The organism is Lactiplantibacillus herbarum, from assembly GCF_001039045.1.
Classification (GTDB): Bacteria; Bacillota; Bacilli; order Lactobacillales; family Lactobacillaceae; genus Lactiplantibacillus; species Lactiplantibacillus herbarum.
This window is the reverse complement of the sequence record NZ_LFEE01000038.1, coordinates 16398-32023: the sequence shown is the minus strand read 5'-3', so window position 1 is coordinate 32023 and position 15626 is coordinate 16398. Positions and strand designations below refer to the sequence as shown.

General features: G+C 45.4%; 15 protein-coding genes. 6 read left to right on the top strand and 9 right to left on the bottom strand.

All coding sequences use genetic code 11. The features are described from left to right. Positions 1–41: 41 nt before the first annotated feature. The 3 genes from ACG95_RS11825 to ACG95_RS14270 form a co-directional block, all read right to left on the bottom strand. Positions 42–1841 (bottom strand): oleate hydratase, encoded by a 1800-nt coding sequence (locus ACG95_RS11825; RefSeq protein WP_048000717.1) that lies wholly within the window; start codon positions 1839–1841, stop codon positions 42–44. Between the two features lie 122 nt (positions 1842–1963). Beyond that, entirely contained in the window at positions 1964–2518 is a 555-nt protein-coding gene (locus ACG95_RS11820; RefSeq protein WP_048000716.1) for a TetR/AcrR family transcriptional regulator, read from the bottom strand. Positions 2519–2691: 173 nt separating this feature from the next. Then, a complete protein-coding gene (locus tag ACG95_RS14270; RefSeq protein WP_237756514.1) occupies positions 2692–3927 on the bottom strand; it encodes a L,D-transpeptidase family protein in 1236 nt (411 codons plus the stop codon). A 191-nt stretch (positions 3928–4118) separates the two neighbouring features. On the opposite strand from ACG95_RS14270, the gene ACG95_RS11810 reads away from it, so the two are divergent. From ACG95_RS11810 to ACG95_RS11800, 3 genes are all read left to right on the top strand, one after another. Then, a complete protein-coding gene (locus ACG95_RS11810) occupies positions 4119–4784 on the top strand; it encodes an MmcQ/YjbR family DNA-binding protein (RefSeq protein ID WP_048000715.1) in 666 nt (221 codons plus the stop codon). Positions 4785–5058: 274 nt separating this feature from the next. Next, positions 5059–5550 (top strand): DapH/DapD/GlmU-related protein, encoded by a 492-nt coding sequence (locus tag ACG95_RS11805; RefSeq protein ID WP_048000793.1) that lies wholly within the window; start codon positions 5059–5061, stop codon positions 5548–5550. Between the two features lie 20 nt (positions 5551–5570). Further along, positions 5571–6317, top strand: coding sequence for an SDR family oxidoreductase (locus ACG95_RS11800; protein ID WP_048000714.1), 747 nt, complete (start codon positions 5571–5573; stop codon positions 6315–6317). 179 nt (positions 6318–6496) lie between these two features. Here ACG95_RS11800 and ACG95_RS11795 read toward each other — a convergent pair whose 3' ends face one another. The 4 genes from ACG95_RS11795 to ACG95_RS11780 form a co-directional block, all read right to left on the bottom strand. Further along, complete coding sequence (locus ACG95_RS11795; RefSeq protein WP_048000713.1) at positions 6497–6748, bottom strand: hypothetical protein; 252 nt, start codon at positions 6746–6748, stop codon at positions 6497–6499. Positions 6749–6982: 234 nt separating this feature from the next. Continuing rightward, positions 6983–7984, bottom strand: coding sequence for a FecCD family ABC transporter permease (locus ACG95_RS11790; protein ID WP_048000712.1), 1002 nt, complete (start codon positions 7982–7984; stop codon positions 6983–6985). Then, entirely contained in the window at positions 7981–8979 is a 999-nt protein-coding gene (locus ACG95_RS11785; RefSeq protein WP_048000711.1) for a FecCD family ABC transporter permease, read from the bottom strand. The genes ACG95_RS11790 and ACG95_RS11785 overlap by 4 nt, the downstream gene beginning before the upstream one ends. Then, positions 8976–9770, bottom strand: a complete 795-nt coding sequence (locus ACG95_RS11780; protein WP_048000710.1) for an ABC transporter ATP-binding protein — start codon at positions 9768–9770, stop codon at positions 8976–8978. The genes ACG95_RS11785 and ACG95_RS11780 overlap by 4 nt, the downstream gene beginning before the upstream one ends. Before the next feature lie 151 nt (positions 9771–9921). Here ACG95_RS11780 and ACG95_RS11775 point away from each other — a divergent pair, with 151 nt between their 5' ends. After that, the gene (locus ACG95_RS11775; protein ID WP_082137367.1) at positions 9922–10815 is read left to right on the top strand and encodes an ABC transporter substrate-binding protein; all 894 of its coding nucleotides are present in this window, start codon (positions 9922–9924) and stop codon (positions 10813–10815) included. A 132-nt stretch (positions 10816–10947) separates the two neighbouring features. Here ACG95_RS11775 and ACG95_RS11770 read toward each other — a convergent pair whose 3' ends face one another. Then, complete coding sequence (locus tag ACG95_RS11770) at positions 10948–11556, bottom strand: TetR/AcrR family transcriptional regulator (protein ID WP_048000708.1); 609 nt, start codon at positions 11554–11556, stop codon at positions 10948–10950. Between the two features lie 121 nt (positions 11557–11677). Here ACG95_RS11770 and ACG95_RS11765 point away from each other — a divergent pair, with 121 nt between their 5' ends. Beyond that, the gene (locus ACG95_RS11765) at positions 11678–13153 is read left to right on the top strand and encodes an MDR family MFS transporter (protein WP_048000707.1); all 1476 of its coding nucleotides are present in this window, start codon (positions 11678–11680) and stop codon (positions 13151–13153) included. Between the two features lie 298 nt (positions 13154–13451). Beyond that, positions 13452–14405 (top strand): aldo/keto reductase, encoded by a 954-nt coding sequence (locus ACG95_RS11760; RefSeq protein ID WP_048000706.1) that lies wholly within the window; start codon positions 13452–13454, stop codon positions 14403–14405. A gap of 121 nt (positions 14406–14526) precedes the next feature. Here ACG95_RS11760 and ACG95_RS11755 read toward each other — a convergent pair whose 3' ends face one another. After that, the gene (locus ACG95_RS11755; protein ID WP_048000705.1) at positions 14527–15582 is read right to left on the bottom strand and encodes an SDR family oxidoreductase; all 1056 of its coding nucleotides are present in this window, start codon (positions 15580–15582) and stop codon (positions 14527–14529) included. Between the last annotated feature and the right edge of the window lie 44 nt (positions 15583–15626).

The window sequence follows — 15626 nt, the reverse complement described above, 5'->3', positions numbered from 1 at the left end:
GGTTATAATTTTGGAAAAATGATAAAGACGTTAGGACCTAATTACTTGCTGCGTGGCGCTTGGGGGTGCAACACGGCAGTTTTTTGTGGAATCGTTTGATCACGACCCAGGTACATCTGATAGAACGGTGGTACATCGTTGACCATCTTCAAGAGAGTTGCTTGTAATTCTGGGAGCTTAGCTGGATCGAGGGCTGGGAGATCCGCGGCGGTCACGTCACCGTGAATACCTGCAAAGCGTTTAACCCGTTCTAACAGGTAGCGCACGTCGTAACGTGAAGGGTTAACTTCGAGCACCGCTTTATCAAAGTGAAGTAATCCATAGACGGCTTCTAGGCCAGTCCGTACTGACGTTTCAACGGTGAAGACCACGTCATCGTCAATTTCAACGAATTGTCCAAGTAAGGCTAAGTTGGTGCAGCCGTCTGGGATGACGTTTGGCCGGTCACCGAGTTCACGTGGCATGAACTGGGCGGTACAGTATGGCATCATGGCGGTTGACATGTAAGTGTGGGCGAGAACCTCGTCCTTAATATCTAACATGCCGAGATGGTAGAGTAATTCAGTCATAATTTCATCACCGGTACAGTCCCACATCCGTTTCTTGATGTAGTTCCCAGTGTTTTCGCCATACAGGCCGTAACCCCAGCCAACTTCTTCATCTTCTGCTTGGTATGGGAAGAATGGTTTGTGATGGATTTCAAACGAGATATCCCAGTTGGAATCCTTAAACGTCATTAAGCCACCAGTACCGGCTGGGCTACCAGACATCGTTTCGATGCGTTTGAAGAATTCGGGATAACCTTTAACAGTTGGGAAGAATGAGATCCACTTGGTCTTGTCGATTTGGCCAAGGAATTTCTCGGGATGGCCGAACTTGGCGTCCTTGTTAGCGAGGTTCTTCCAAATGGTGAAGGTTCCCATGTCAGTCGTGTCGCGGTTGGTTTCAGCGACGGTGTGGTTGTCACCGAAAGTGCTGTTTTCGCTGATGGAGCCGGTCGTGACGAAGACTAAATCTTGAGGCGCAATCGCCACGTCAGCTTTGATACCGTCTTGAGTAGCCAAAATAGTATTGACGGTGTTATTGGCATCGTCCAGTTGCAAATCAGTGACGGTGAAGTTGTTGACGAAAGTAACGCCTTTGTCAGACAGCCAACGTTCGATTGGTAAGATGATGGCGTCGTATTCGTTGTACTTGGTATGAATGAAGCCTTCCAAGTATTCGTGGCGCGTAATGAAAGTGAACCGTTGCCAGTAACGACGACATTCAATGACACTGTGATAGTGTTTGAAGGCTAACTGACTGTGGAAACAGGTCCAGAAGTTTGTCTTGAAGAAGCCTTTGTCAAAGAATTCATCGAGACTGCGGTTAGCGAGTTCTTCCTCCGATGAACTGATGATCTGGCGCATTGCTTCAGCGTAGCGGGGTTCCAATTTGTAGTCGTGGTAGTGACTGTCGATCTCACCTTGGTTGATGATGACGCGGGCTTCACTGTGGATTGGATCGTCACGGTTGAAGTCGACCACGTCGTCCAATACGGTTCGACCAGGATTCTCTAACGACGGAATCTTGCTACACAGATACCACAGGCATTCCATGTAGGGTTCGAGTTCGCGTTCGGCGCGGCAGAGGTAACCGCTGTTCTGCTTAGTCCCATCCATAGAGCCACCGACAACGGGTTTCTTTTCATAAATAGTCACGTTGCGGGCGGGCATCTGGGCGTCGTCAATCAGGAAGACGGCGGTTGCTAGGCCGGCAATCCCGCCACCAACGATATTAGCGCGGCGGTCGTCGATTCCAGCTGGTTTTAAAGGACGATACATGGTTTGATAGATGTTCATAATGAAGACCTTCTTCAATTGGATTTCTTGCTTGTCCTAACAATAGGCCGTGGATCGACTTAGAACAATTGACAAAAAAAGTGAACTGTCAAAATTTTGACAGTTCACAAAAATTGTAAAATCTATTTGGTATAACGTTGGAGGGCCTTCTGGAAATCGCCCTGAATTAAGACGCCGGTCTGTTCAACGATGTCGTGGGGATCAGCTTTGAGGTCGTCTTTGACCCAATCAAAGATCAACGCAATGAAGGCTAGACTGTAGAAATGAGCGATGAAGTCCTTATGTTTTTGGGCGACGTTCATTCCTTGAGCTTGGCGTTCAACCACGGCGATGATGTAGTTGTCGAGTACCAGATAGATGTATTTTTCTAATAGGTCACGGTACGCAGACTGATAGGTGTTGATGACTAAGTATTGATTCTCTTGGATGGCAAGCATGACGTTGAGAAAGCCCTGTTGCCAGTTGTCATAGTCGGCCACGTTAGCAAGTGACTTAGCGGTGGATTGTTTGGCGGTCCATTCCACCAGTTCATAGATGTCGGCGAAGTGGTTATAAAACGTTTGGCGCGTCAGGTCGCAATCGTCAGCAATCGTTTGAATCGTGATCTTATCGACTGGCGTTTGTTGCAACTCACGGATTAGGGCAGCGGATAGGCGTTCTTCAGTGGTGATAGACATGAATCGGCGGTACCTCCTACAAGATTAGCTGGAATTTATTATACAATGATTTACTTGATTGGTAAAAGTTTTGAGGGAAGCTAATTTACGCTAGGCATAATTACCAGCAAGAAAAAATATCTGTTGCCGACAATCAAGTATTCTTGATTGCCAACAACAGATATTTTAGTGAGTTAATAATTTTTAAGTTGGTTTAAGTTTTGAACGTTAATGACGTACGCGTTCTTGCCAAGTTTGCCAACCAACGTTTGTAAATCATTGTAGCTGATGGCAACACAGCCTTCAGTTGCCCATTGGTTTCTGACGTGAATGAAGAATCCGGAACCGTTACGTTGACCGTGATTGTCCATGACAACCGCTAATTGATATTGGTTGTGTGGTGCGGCCTTAGTGTAATCGATTAGGTGTTCATTCTTATTGTTGGCCCAGCTACGACTTTGCCAACTGTTATATTGTTTATCATTCTGATCTTCAATCCAGTAAGTGTTGGATGTGATCTGTCGGTAATTCATACCACCAGTGCGGACACTACCAGCTTTACCAAAAGCAAAGCTCAGATGATAAGCACCGATTGGCGTTTTACTACTGCCTTCACTCGAGTAGCCGATACCACTGGCACCAAGGCGACTGCTTACAGTCATCTTATTTTGCCAAGCGTTACCGTTCTTTTGCCACAAACGAAGTGTAGCGGTTGAAGAACCATTTTGAATGACCGTTACGATTTGTTGCGCTTTTTTAGCGGTTTTAGAATTAGTTACGAGACTAGATTCGGAATTGGTGATTGGAGCGGTTTGCTCCTTGTTCCCCGTCTTAGTATTGAAGTAGTAACGTTGACCGTTGATCTGTTGCCAACCGTATAACATTTGACCATTACCGTTATAGTAAACCGTCTTGTGTTGGTTACTGATGGTCTGAAACCCCGTCTTCATAGCACCGTTACCCGTGTTGAATAGGTACCACTTACCATTAATATATTGTTGACCATATTGCATCTGGCCGTTACCTTTATAATAAACGGTCTTATTTTGATTGCTGATGCGCTGAAGTCCCGTCTGCATGGCACCAGTACCTGTTTTGAACAGATACCATTTGCCATTGACGTGTTGTTGCCCATATTGCATTTGACCGTTTCCAGCGTAGTAAACAGTCTTGTTTTGATTACTGATGCGTTGGAGCCCAGTTTGCATAATCCCCGAATTCTGTGCAAATAGGTACCACTTGTTATTGAAATGTTGCTGCCCAGTCATATACTTCTTTGTCTGGGAATTATAGAGATACGTGTGCCCGTTCCTGTTCGTCAGAGTGACACTGGCCTGAGCTGGTTGAGCAACTAGCATTGCTGACCCTAAGGAAAGTAGTGCTAATGCTGAAAAAGCAACTTGTTTTGCCCCTTTATGAAAACTAATCAATTGATTACACCCCACCAAAGTATTTGACTGGTAACCGTTGTATGTATCAGCCTATTTATAAGGTAATATAAATTATGGTATTAATCAATCTTATCTTTATGAATAACAAACGATTAATTAATATGTTGTTAACAATTAAAATCGAATAGTGTGTATGATAGAAGTAATAAATCAAACGGAGGGGTACTTCGATGGCAGACGTTGTTTTTGAAAACAAAAAAATTAATTTTGATCAGCTAGTTCCATTTGGATTTGAGCTGAATGATGATCAGTATCAATATCAGACAACTATTATGGATCACCAGTTTACTTTAACCGTAACGATTGCAACTTCGGGACGGATGACTACCCGATTAATGGATACGGCGACTGACGAGGAGTACGTCCTGCACTTGTCAGCCCAAGCGAGTGGTGAATTCGTAGGTCAAGTTAGTGCGGCCTATCAAGACGTGTTGCAACGGATCGAAGCAGCTTGTTTTACCGACGACGTCTTTGCAACGGAGCAGGCCCGCGCACTGATTCAATTTGTACAGCGGACGTATGCGGATGAGTTAGAATTCCTGTGGCCCAAATTTCCTAAGAATGCCGTGTGGCGGCGAAAAGATAATCGCAAATGGTATGGTGCACTGTTAACGGTTGCCAAGAATAAGTTAGGGTTAACGGGTGATGAATTGGTCACCGTGATTGACCTACGGGAAACGCCTGATGAAGTGGCGGAACTCGTTGACGGTGAGCGTTACTTTCCTGGCTACCATATGAATAAGCGCAATTGGTATTCAATCGTTTTGGATGACACCGTTTCGACGGACGAAATTTGTCGGCGGTTGCAGGCTAGCTATGAGCTGGTTAAAGCGTAAATTAGTTATAATGATAGGCGTTTTATCCACATATTCCTGAATGGGATTATGTGGATAAAACGTTTTTTGTTTGGATTAAGCTGTTACAAATAAGTACGACTTTTTGTCAGAGAATTCATTAATAACAGCTATGCTTATTTACTATGATGATCCATACATCATAGGTCTTTTACATATAGATTGGGCGCCCGTATACTAGTCTTAACTTATGAAGGGGTGATTGATTATTGAAGCAAAACACTTAGATCAAGCAGAGTTACAGGCTTTACAACCGATGATTGATTGCAATCAACGACTTGTACAGCAGTTGAATACGGCTCCACATACAGCTAGTGAAGTTCGCCAGCTAGTTACTGAAATTACGGGCCAGCAAGTTGATGAATCTGTGGAAATTCGCTTACCATTTCTAACGGATACTGGCACTAATATCCAGTTTGGTCAAAACGTCTTTGTTAACGGCAACGTTTTGTTTGTTGACCTAGGTGGGATTGTCCTCGAAGACGATGTTCTGATTGGTCCGGGTGCGATGCTGATTTCAGTTAATCATCCGCTTAATCCGGCTGACCGCCATTCAGTCGAGGTCCAACCAGTCCGGATTGAACAGAATGCTTGGGTTGGTGCGGGAGCTAAGATTTTACCCGGCGTAACTGTGGGGGCCAATGCTGTAGTGGCTGCTGGCGCGGTGGTTACCAAGTCAGTACCGGCCAATACGGTGGTTGCGGGTGTACCCGCTAGAGTGATTAAGACGATTGAAACTAAGGATTAACTGAAGGGATTGTTGATAAGATGAGTATTGAAAATAAAGTTGTTGTGATTACGGGTGCTTCAAGTGGAATCGGTGCGGCAACCGCACGATTGCTAGCATCTAAGGGTGCCAAAGTTGTTCTAGGTGCTCGGCGTGAAGACCGGTTACAAGAATTGGTCAAAGAGATTGGGGCTAATGCAATTTATCAGGTAACCGATGTAGCTGACCAGCAGCAAGTTCACGATTTATTGCAGTTAGCCGTTACAACGTATGGTCGTATAGATGTTCTCTACAATAATGCGGGGACGATGCCACAAGGCAATCTGAGTGATCGTGAATACGGCAAATGGCAGATGATGCTAGATGTTAACGTCATGGGTGTCTTACACGGTATCGGTGAAGCTTTACCAATTATGAAAAAACAGCATGACGGCCTGATTATTACGACGGATTCCGTGGCTGGACACGTGGTTTATCCCGCTTCAGCAGTCTACAACGGAACGAAATACGCCGTACGTGCGATTATGGAAGGTTTACGTCAAGAAGAAAAGGGCAATGGTATTCGGTCAACCATCGTGTCACCTGGTGCTGTGCGGACAGAACTAGTGAATACGATTGGCAATACCCAGATTCAGGCAAGCGTCAGTCAGCTGATGGATGCCGATGAACAAAAGGGCTTAGCGCTTGATCCAGAAGACATAGCTAACGCCGTGTTGTTTGCCATCGACCAGCCTAAGCACGTTGCAATCAGTGAAGTGTTGGTGCGGCCAGCGCAACAGGAAGTTTAGGCAAGTTTTCAAGCTGTTCTAACTTTAAAAAAGGGCTAACTTGTTAAGGAGACACCTAGTTGTTGTAAATAACTAGGTGTTTTTTAGTACAACGATAGTTAAGCTGATTGAATAGGTAAATAAAAAATGCGCTGAGCCAACAGCCCAACGCATTCTTATACGACTAGAATTAGTCAATCTTACTCCGTCAATTTCTCTTTAGCTGCCATTAATTTTGCTTTAATGTCGCCACGGCCATTTAATAGATCACCTTTAAGTTTGGTTTTTGTATCACCAGTCAAGTCACCTTTGAATTGCATGGCCTTCCCACGCAACTGATCATCCATCCCGTGTTGATGGGCTTCATTTTCCAAACGTTCCTTATTGCGCCAAAGCCAAAAGCCACCTGCAGCTGCCAAAAGTGCCGTTAATCCAAGGATAATTTTTTTCATGATCAGTTGTCCTCCTATGATTTTAAGTACCCTTAATATAACCAATTTTATGAGGTGGTTCAAACCATACGCTTATAGGACTGATTTCTTTTATCTTCAAATATTTACAGTCGAAACGTGGAACAAAAGGCAGCTCCCTCCGTTTAGCTACGGAATACAAACGATTGAAAATGCACAATCATTCGTATTCCTAGGCTATGCTCGGTAGCAACCCGCCTTTTGTCCCACTCTTGGTCAGTCTGTGCCATGAATTAATAAGTAAATAAAGTAAGGTGCCCCAATCAAAGCCACGAGCACACCGACCGGTAATTCGGTGGTAGTCGTAATCAGTTTGCCCAGTGTATCCGCTGCGAGCAGTAAACAACTACCCAGCACACCCGCTAACGGTAGTTGATAACGTGGGCGTGACCCCACTAAACGGCGGGCCAAGTTAGGTGTAATCAATCCAACAAAGCTAATTCCGCCACTGATGGCGACGCTCACACCGGCTAACATTGCGGCGACACTGACTAACAGTAGCTGTTGCCGTTTGAGATTAACACCTAGTGACTGAGCCGCCGAATCGCCTAAAGTAAAGGCGGCGAGCACTGGTATCCGGAATAGAATAATGCCACTACCGACCAGCAACCAGGGGAGCGCCCAGCCGATATACGACCAATCCGTCCCCCAGAGGCTTCCAGCTAACCAATTCATCACGAATTGGTAATTGTCAGGCGACAATTTTAGGGTCATCAATACCATCAAAGCTGAGAAACAGCCGGATAGCGCAACCCCAATCAAGAGTAAACGGTTAGTCAACAGGCCGCGTTGCGGATGGTAGGATAACGCGAAGATTAAGCCAGTGCTGACCCACGCGCCTCCCAATGCAACTAGCGGCATTGCGAGTCCTAACGAAGTGCTCGTGCCAGCGTAGATAATCAGTAACATGACGGCTAACCCCGCGCCAGTATTGATTCCAATCAAGCTAGGATCAGCGATGGGATTGTGGGTGACCGTTTGAAGGACATTGCCCGCCAGCGCCAAAGCCCAGCCAACAATGATAGCTAAAACAATCCGTGGTAAACGGAAATTAAGTAAGACTAGTGTCTGCGTGGCGGTTCCCCGACCAGTAAGCCACTGCCAGACAGCGGCGGGGCCAAGTGCCATGGTTCCGGTGTTTAGATTAATCATTGCTAATACAACTAATATGGCACCTAGTCCGAGTAGCCAACTGTTGAAACGAGTCGTTTTTGTCATGCGTGCGTCGACTCCTTTCGGGCAAGGTAGATAAAGCATGGAACTCCGATTAGCGAAATAATAATCCCAAATGGGGTTTCATGTGGTGGATTGACGAGTCGTGCAATTAAATCAGCACTGACCGTCAACGTGGCCCCTAATAACAGTGTCACTGGGAGACTGCGACGGTAATCAGAACCCACGATCCAACGGGACATGTGGGGAATCATCAAACCAACGAAGGTGATGGTTCCAACCAACGCAACTGAAATCCCTGAAAGAATGATGACACAGCCTAAAGCCAGGCCACGTAATAAAGGCAAACTCTTGCCGAGACTCTTCGCGTTGTCATCGGTTAAGTAAGCGAGATTTAATTGTGATGATAATAATAGTGTCAGTACTAGTCCAATAATCAGGGCGGGCCCCAAGTATTTCAGTTGAGACCAGCTAACGGCCCCGAGACCGCCAAAGCACCAAAAAGCCAAGTCCTGTTTCAACTGTAAGACCAGCGCTAAGCCTTCACTGAGGGCTGTAAACAGTGTACTGATAGCAATTCCGGCTAAGACTAGGGTACTAGGATTCAACTGGACGTTGCGAGCTGTACTGATACAGAAAATCAGACAGGCACTGATAGCAGCCCCGACTACGGCCCACCACGTTGTTTGAACAGTGGTGAGTTTTGGGAAAAAGGCTAGGCAAAGTGTCAGCATTAATCCAGCACCCGCGTTAATCCCTAAGAGCCCAGAGTCAGCCAAGGGATTACGGGTGACGCCTTGCATCAAGGCACCACTACCAGCTAAAGCGGCACCAATCAGCGCTGCACCTAGGACCCGTGGTAGCCGAATGCTGCGGATGATCTGTTGGTCTAGCCCGCTAGCGTGGGGATTAGTGAGGGCGCTCCAGACCGTTGCCGTAGCGATGTGGTCGGCCCCAAAACGTAAACTAAGTAACATAACGAAAATCAGCAAGATACTGCAGCACAACAAGGCACTCGTGAATTTAGTGGTATTTTTCATGACTGCTGATCCTCTTGGTAGTGATCATAGGTCAAGATCAACGGTGTTCCTTGATAGTCAACCAGTGTTGCGTTGATGTTGAAGATGGCCTTTAGATTTTCCGCTGTCATCACGTCTTTGACGCTGCCTTGGGCTTTAACTTGGCCCTTTTTAATGGCAATTAAGTGATCTGAAAAACGCGCGGCATGGTTCAAATCATGCAATGCCATAATAATTGTGCGGTGCGACTGTTCGTTCAAACGTTTGACCAGTAGCATCACGTCTAACTGATGCGTCAAATCTAAGTAGGTGGTTGGTTCGTCTAAGATAATCGTTTCGGTATCCTGAGCAATTGCCATCGCAATCCAGGCGCGTTGCCGTTGTCCACCGGAAAGCGTGCTGAGGGTACGGTGGCGAAGCGCTTGCAAACTTGCCTGCGTCAAAGCCCACTCAATCTTTTCGTGGTCGGTAGTCGTTAAGCCAGCTAAGGGGCGCCGGTAAGGTAAGCGGCCAAAACTAACTAGTTCTTCAACACTCAGGTCATTAGCAGTTTGGTTCGTCTGTGGTAGGACGGCCATCTTCTTAGCTAACGTTTTAGTTTTGATTGCTTGAATGTTTTCTTGATCGAGTAAAATGACACCGGTTGTCGGTTTTAATAGGTGCGCAAGTGCCCGGATGAGGGTCGACTTGCCGCTCCCACTAGGACCAATTAGGGTCGTGATCTGCCCTTGTGGAATGTTAATGGAGAGGTTATCGATGATCGTTTTGTCAGCGTAACCAATGCTGACAGCTTGGGTTTCAATGAGATTCACGCGAAATGGTCCTTTCTATAAATGATGTAATATTTCTATCTTAAATGTTTTCATTGACAATTGATAGGGTCGCTGACAATAATCTTATATAGAGACATTGAGAAAGTGGAGGCAACAGATTGTGAAACATTGGCAAGTAGTGAGAACTGGAATGGTGATTGGATTAGCATGTACGCTACTATTAGGTGCGTGTGGAACCAAGAAGACGAGTACGACGGTGATGCGGACCGATCAGATGAAACATCAAGTTAAGCTTCCTGAACATCCAAAACGGGTGATTGGGAGTTATCTGGAAGATGATTTGGTTGCGTTAGGCATTAAGCCAGTCGTTCAATGGTCGGTAAAAAATGGAAGCGGTACCCAATCTTACCTGAAAAAGCAGCTCAAAGGGGTTCCATTGATCGATTACTCGTTACCTTACGAAGCGGTCACTAAGGCTAAACCAGATTTGATCTTAATGGGGACGAATAGTGCGGTTGCTAACGGAAAGTATGCCCAATATAACAAGATTGCGCCTACATATGTGGTTAAAAACGGAACGAATGTTAGCTGGCGGACGACTTTCTTAGACGTTGCTAAGGCCGTTAACAAGACGGCTAAGGGTAAACGCGTCTTAGTTAAGTACGATAAAAAGGTCAAGAAAGCACGTCGTCAGTTGAAAAAAGTGGGCCAACCTAAAGTTGCCGTACTATGGGTAACCAACAATACGGCGTACATGGTCAATGACCATTCAGCGAGTGGGTCATTACTCTATAACGACTTGCAATTAGGCGAACCCAGCTTAGTTAAAGAAGTTTCAAAATCAGCGACGGCCGATTGGTCAGCCGTTTCCCTCGAAAAACTAGCTAAGTTAGATGCGGATGATATTTTCCTAGTAAACAGTCAAAAAGGGGCCGACCTCTTCAAGAACTCACTGTGGACCAACATCAAAGCGGTTAAGAACAAGCACCTCTACCAATATGGTGATACTAGCAGTTGGCAGTATTCAGGACCAATTGCCTACACGCAGATGATCGACATGGTTCAAAAGGACTTAGTAAAATAGCATTTATATAACCACATAACGATAATGATTTTAATGTTTTAGATGAACTGCATATCCCCACCCAAGTGATTGAATTTGATTACTTGGGTGGGGATTTTTATGGACTGCTTTTTGACAGCCGTTTCTATTAAGTTAATTAGTTGTTGGGAGTGCGTGCTGATAGGCGGGTACCAGTAAACCATCGACGAGGGTGTTGATCATCGCATCGTCAACTTGTTCGTTGGCGAAGACCCGGTAACGCAGCCAGTCGAACGGCATTAATTTCAGGTCAATTGGAAGATCTCCTGCTCCAAGCTCACCGCGCTCTTGTGCCCGTTGAACAGCTCGATTAATTGCATTAATGTCGATTTTTTTAGCGGCCTTTAAGACGTTCTGGACATTTTCACTGTCGGTAGCGGTCAAGTTATGCATCCACGTGACCATAAACGTTTGATTGAACGTATTGATACTAACAGTGAGACGTTTGAAAGTTTGAAAAAGATCTTCGCTTAAGCTCTTTCCGGTTAATTCCAGTTGGTCTAATTGTCCGTGGTTATCCATTTTGATCTTATCCTGAATCGCCATCATTGCTAGTTCAAGTGGGGAGTTCCACCGGCGATAAATAACGGGTTTACTAGTGCCAGCTAGTTCAGCGACGTTAGCAAACGTTAATTGAGTTAAACCATCTTGAGATAAAATATCACGGGTTGCCTGATAAATAGCAGCTTCTAATTCTGCCCCCCGGCGTCGCGTTTTGGTCATAAAAAAGAACTCCTTTAAAAAAATAAGATACTTTAAGTTTCTTATTGACTTTATCCTGATATAGCGTATTATACCAGTTATGTAAATAAGATACTTTTGGTTTCTTAAATGGGAGGATAATATGCAAACGAACAAAATATCTAAATCAACGATGACAATTGCTTGGGTGGTTGTCTTCGGTGCCATGGCACCGTTACTGGATTCAACAATGATCAACATCGCCATCAATAACTTGGTGTCGAGCTTTCACAGTAGTGTGACGACCGTTCAGTGGACCGTCACTTGTTACTTATTAGCGACTGGGGTAGCCGTGCCGTTCTCTAGTTGGTTACTCAATAAGTTCGACGGTAAGTACGTCTTCTTAGCTGGTGAGGTGCTCTTCGGTATCGGATCAGTTTTTGCGGCTATGTCGACTAGTATTCAAATGTTGATCGTAGCGCGGTTGGTTCAAGGATTTGCTGGTGGCTTGATTATGCCATTGCTAACAACGTTATTAGTTCAAACGGCTGGTGCCGAAGTAATGGGTCAAATGATGGCAACGGTTGGTCTACCGATGATTCTAGGGCCATTAGTGGGACCCGTGATTGGTGGGATTATCATCAAATTTGCATCGTGGCACTGGATCTTCTGGATCAACGTACCCGTTGTTCTGATTTCAATTATTTTAATCATGTGGAAAATGCCGCATTATCCAGCTCAAGATCGTAAGGCTAAGATGGATTACGTGGGGATTCTGTTATTGATCATATCTTCAAGCAGCATTATTTATGGGATGGTCAACGCTGCTCACAGTGATAGCTTCAATAATCAGACGAGTATTGTGACGATTGTCTTAGGGGTTGTGGCTCTGATTGCTTACATCGGCTGGGCTTTATTAAGACGTGAAAAGGCCGTCTTGCCACCAAGCTTGTTTAAGTTTGCTTCATTCGATGGGGCCGGTTTGGGACTATTCATTGCTGGAACGGTCCTCAATGGGGCGATGCTGTTGCTACCATTATATTTCCAAAATGTCCGTAGTATGAGCGTCATCACGTCAGCCTTGGCCCTGTTGCCACAAGGGTTAGGAATGCTGGTTTCACGGTCACAGACAGGAAAGTTAACTGACCGTATCGGTGCTAAATACGTGGTACTAGTCAGTGTTCTAATTACCTTCATTGGGACGATTCCGTTCTTTTGGTTTGATCAGCACACGTCATACTGGCTGATTGGCGTGATTCTATTCGTACGTGGTATCGGTGCCGGTGGAATCTTGATGCCACTGATGGCTGACGCTTATACGGGTATGCGATCAAATCAAATTCCGGCAGCCACGATTGGCACACGAATTATTCAAAATATCGGGAGTGCTTTCGGTTCAGCACTAATTACCACGGCCGTGACGGCGTACTCGAATCAACAGGTGAAGATATTTGAACAGCAACTAAAGGCTGGTCACTTTAACGTCAGTGCGGCACACTTGCAAGCCTTTACGACGACGCATCTGGAAGCAATTCGGACCGCGGCGTTCCAGCAAGGCTTTCTGATGGTTTCGGTTGCGGCACTGATTATTATTCTGCCAACGTTACTGTTAACTAATAAGATGAAAGCTAATAAATAATTGTTTAATAATAAACGCGCTGTAACGAGGATGATTACCCCGTTACGGTGCGTTTTTTGATAGATTGAACTATTGATCAATATGGAGCGTGAATTAATGAGCACCAGTGGCTGGAAAAAGGGGATGGGATAGTCACTGATCAAACTGGCCGAAATCTTGGTATTAGCCTGTTAAAGGAAGGTCAAATGTTTGTGTGCCGGCAGCGTTCAAGGGGTGCTTTAACTAATCATTAACGTTAGCGCCTATAGTAATGTTGGTAAGCAGTCTCAATAGCAATTTTTAAGGAGTGCGATCAGTGATGCAAACGATTCAGTTAGGCAATAGCCAGTTAAAAGCGTCCGCGGTGGCGTTAGGGATTATGCGGATGGTTCGACTTGATTCTAAGGCCGCAGCCAATGTATTGGAAACGGTGCATGATCAAGGCGTTAACTATATAGATTCAGCAGATATCTATGGTAATGGTGAGTCAGAACGAATCTTCGGACAGGCGCTCAAACAGTCTAGTTTGAAACGCGATGACTTTTATATTCAGTCTAAGGGCGGCATTGTGTTAGATCCGCAGCGGAGTTCCGGTGACCTTGTCTTTGGTAAACGCTACGACTTTTCTAAGCAGCATCTGCTGACGACGGTTGACAAGATTCTTGAACGGATGCAGATCGATTATTTGGATACGTTTCTACTACATCGTCCGGATCCTTTGATGGACTTAGGGGAAGTCGCCGCTGCGTTTGATGAACTTCAAACTGCGGGTAAGGTGCGTCACTTTGGCGTTTCCAACTTCAACCCAATGCAGGTCAGCATGTTGCAGGATGCGGTCAGTCAGAAACTGATGATCAATCAATTGCAATTTGGCGTGATGCATACGGGGCCTATTCAGTTCGGTATGCACACCAATATGCAGGATGATGCTAGCCTGAACCGCGATGGCGAAGTTATTGAATACTCACGGCGGCAGCACATGACCATCCAAACGTGGTCACCATACCAATATGGTATGTTTGCAGGGACCTTTATCGATAATCCGAAGTTTCCAAAGCTCAACGCAGAGCTACAAAAATTAGCGGATAAGTATCAAGTGACTAAGAATGCGATCGCAACGGCGTGGATCTTACGTCATCCAGCACGCATGCAAGTCATTCTGGGTTCAATGAATCCACAACATTTAACGGAGAGCATTGCAGGAGCTGGTGTGACATTGACACGGCAAGAATGGTACGACGTTTACTTTGCAGCTGGGAATGATTTACCTTAATGACAGGCACCATGAATAAACAGCAAAATACCGTGTTACCAAAAGTGAAATCTCACTCTGGGTAACACGGTATTTATTTGCGGTTTCATTACAATTATTGAAAGTCTTGGCTACGATAAAACTAGGCGTGTTCTGGTGTTGTGACAAGGCCCAAGCCAATCATAGATTGAGCTGTTGAGATAATCGAATCGGCTGCTGAGCGCGGATGCCAATCTAATAATGATTGGGCCTTTTGGTTGCTAGTCTCTGCGTAAGTGCCTACTAATGAAGCGACCATTCGTAATTGTGGTTGTGTTTTGGCTGCTAATTTAACCACGGCATTCGGCAACGTTTTGGTGGGTAGTTTGCTGGCAAATGCTGGGAAGTTTTGACGAAGAACATCGGCCACGTCTAGCATTGATAAAGTTTCACCGGTAGTTGCTAAGAATCGTTGACCATTAGCCTTTGGCGATGTCATGGCTAAGAGGTGTAGGCTGGCAACGTCACGGACATCCACGTAACCAGAATCTACTTTTGGTACCGCCTTGACATCACCTTGTAAGAATTGTTGAATTTGGACGTTGGAATGCGAATATTTGGCAGATAATACGGGTCCCATAACGGCAACTGGATTAACGGCCGCCATTTCTAACCCATTTCCTTCATTTTTGATGAAATCCCAAGCGGCTAATTCTGCACGGGTCTTCGATTCTTGATAAGGGTGGATGGCTTTCCAATTGAGGTCAGACCAGTCTTCTTCCGTGTACGGGGTGGTGCGATTGGCATGACCCGCAAAAACGGCACCGTAAGCTGAAGTTAGCACCACTCGTTTAACGCCAGCATCGCGGCTAGCAGTCAGGACACGGCGAACGCCCTCGACAGCGGGACGGATCATCTCGGCCTTGTTCTTAAAGTTGAGTTTAGGCGTAGGTGAGGCCACGTCGATTGTGTAAGTGGCGCCGGACATGACGTTGGCCCAGTTATCATCTGCAGCTAAATCTGCGACCATCACGTCAAAATCACTAAAATCAGTGATACCACCGTTAGTCAGCATTTCTTTAATAACAGCGGCTTTATCCGTAGAACGGACGGTTGCTCGAACAGCGTAGCCTTGTTGTAATAACTGTAAGATGATATGAATGGCAATAAAGCCACTACCACCGGTGACGACGACCAATTGTTTTGCTGTGTTTTTCATAACAATGAACCTCCATAAATGTTGATTATTTTTTCTGTTACACT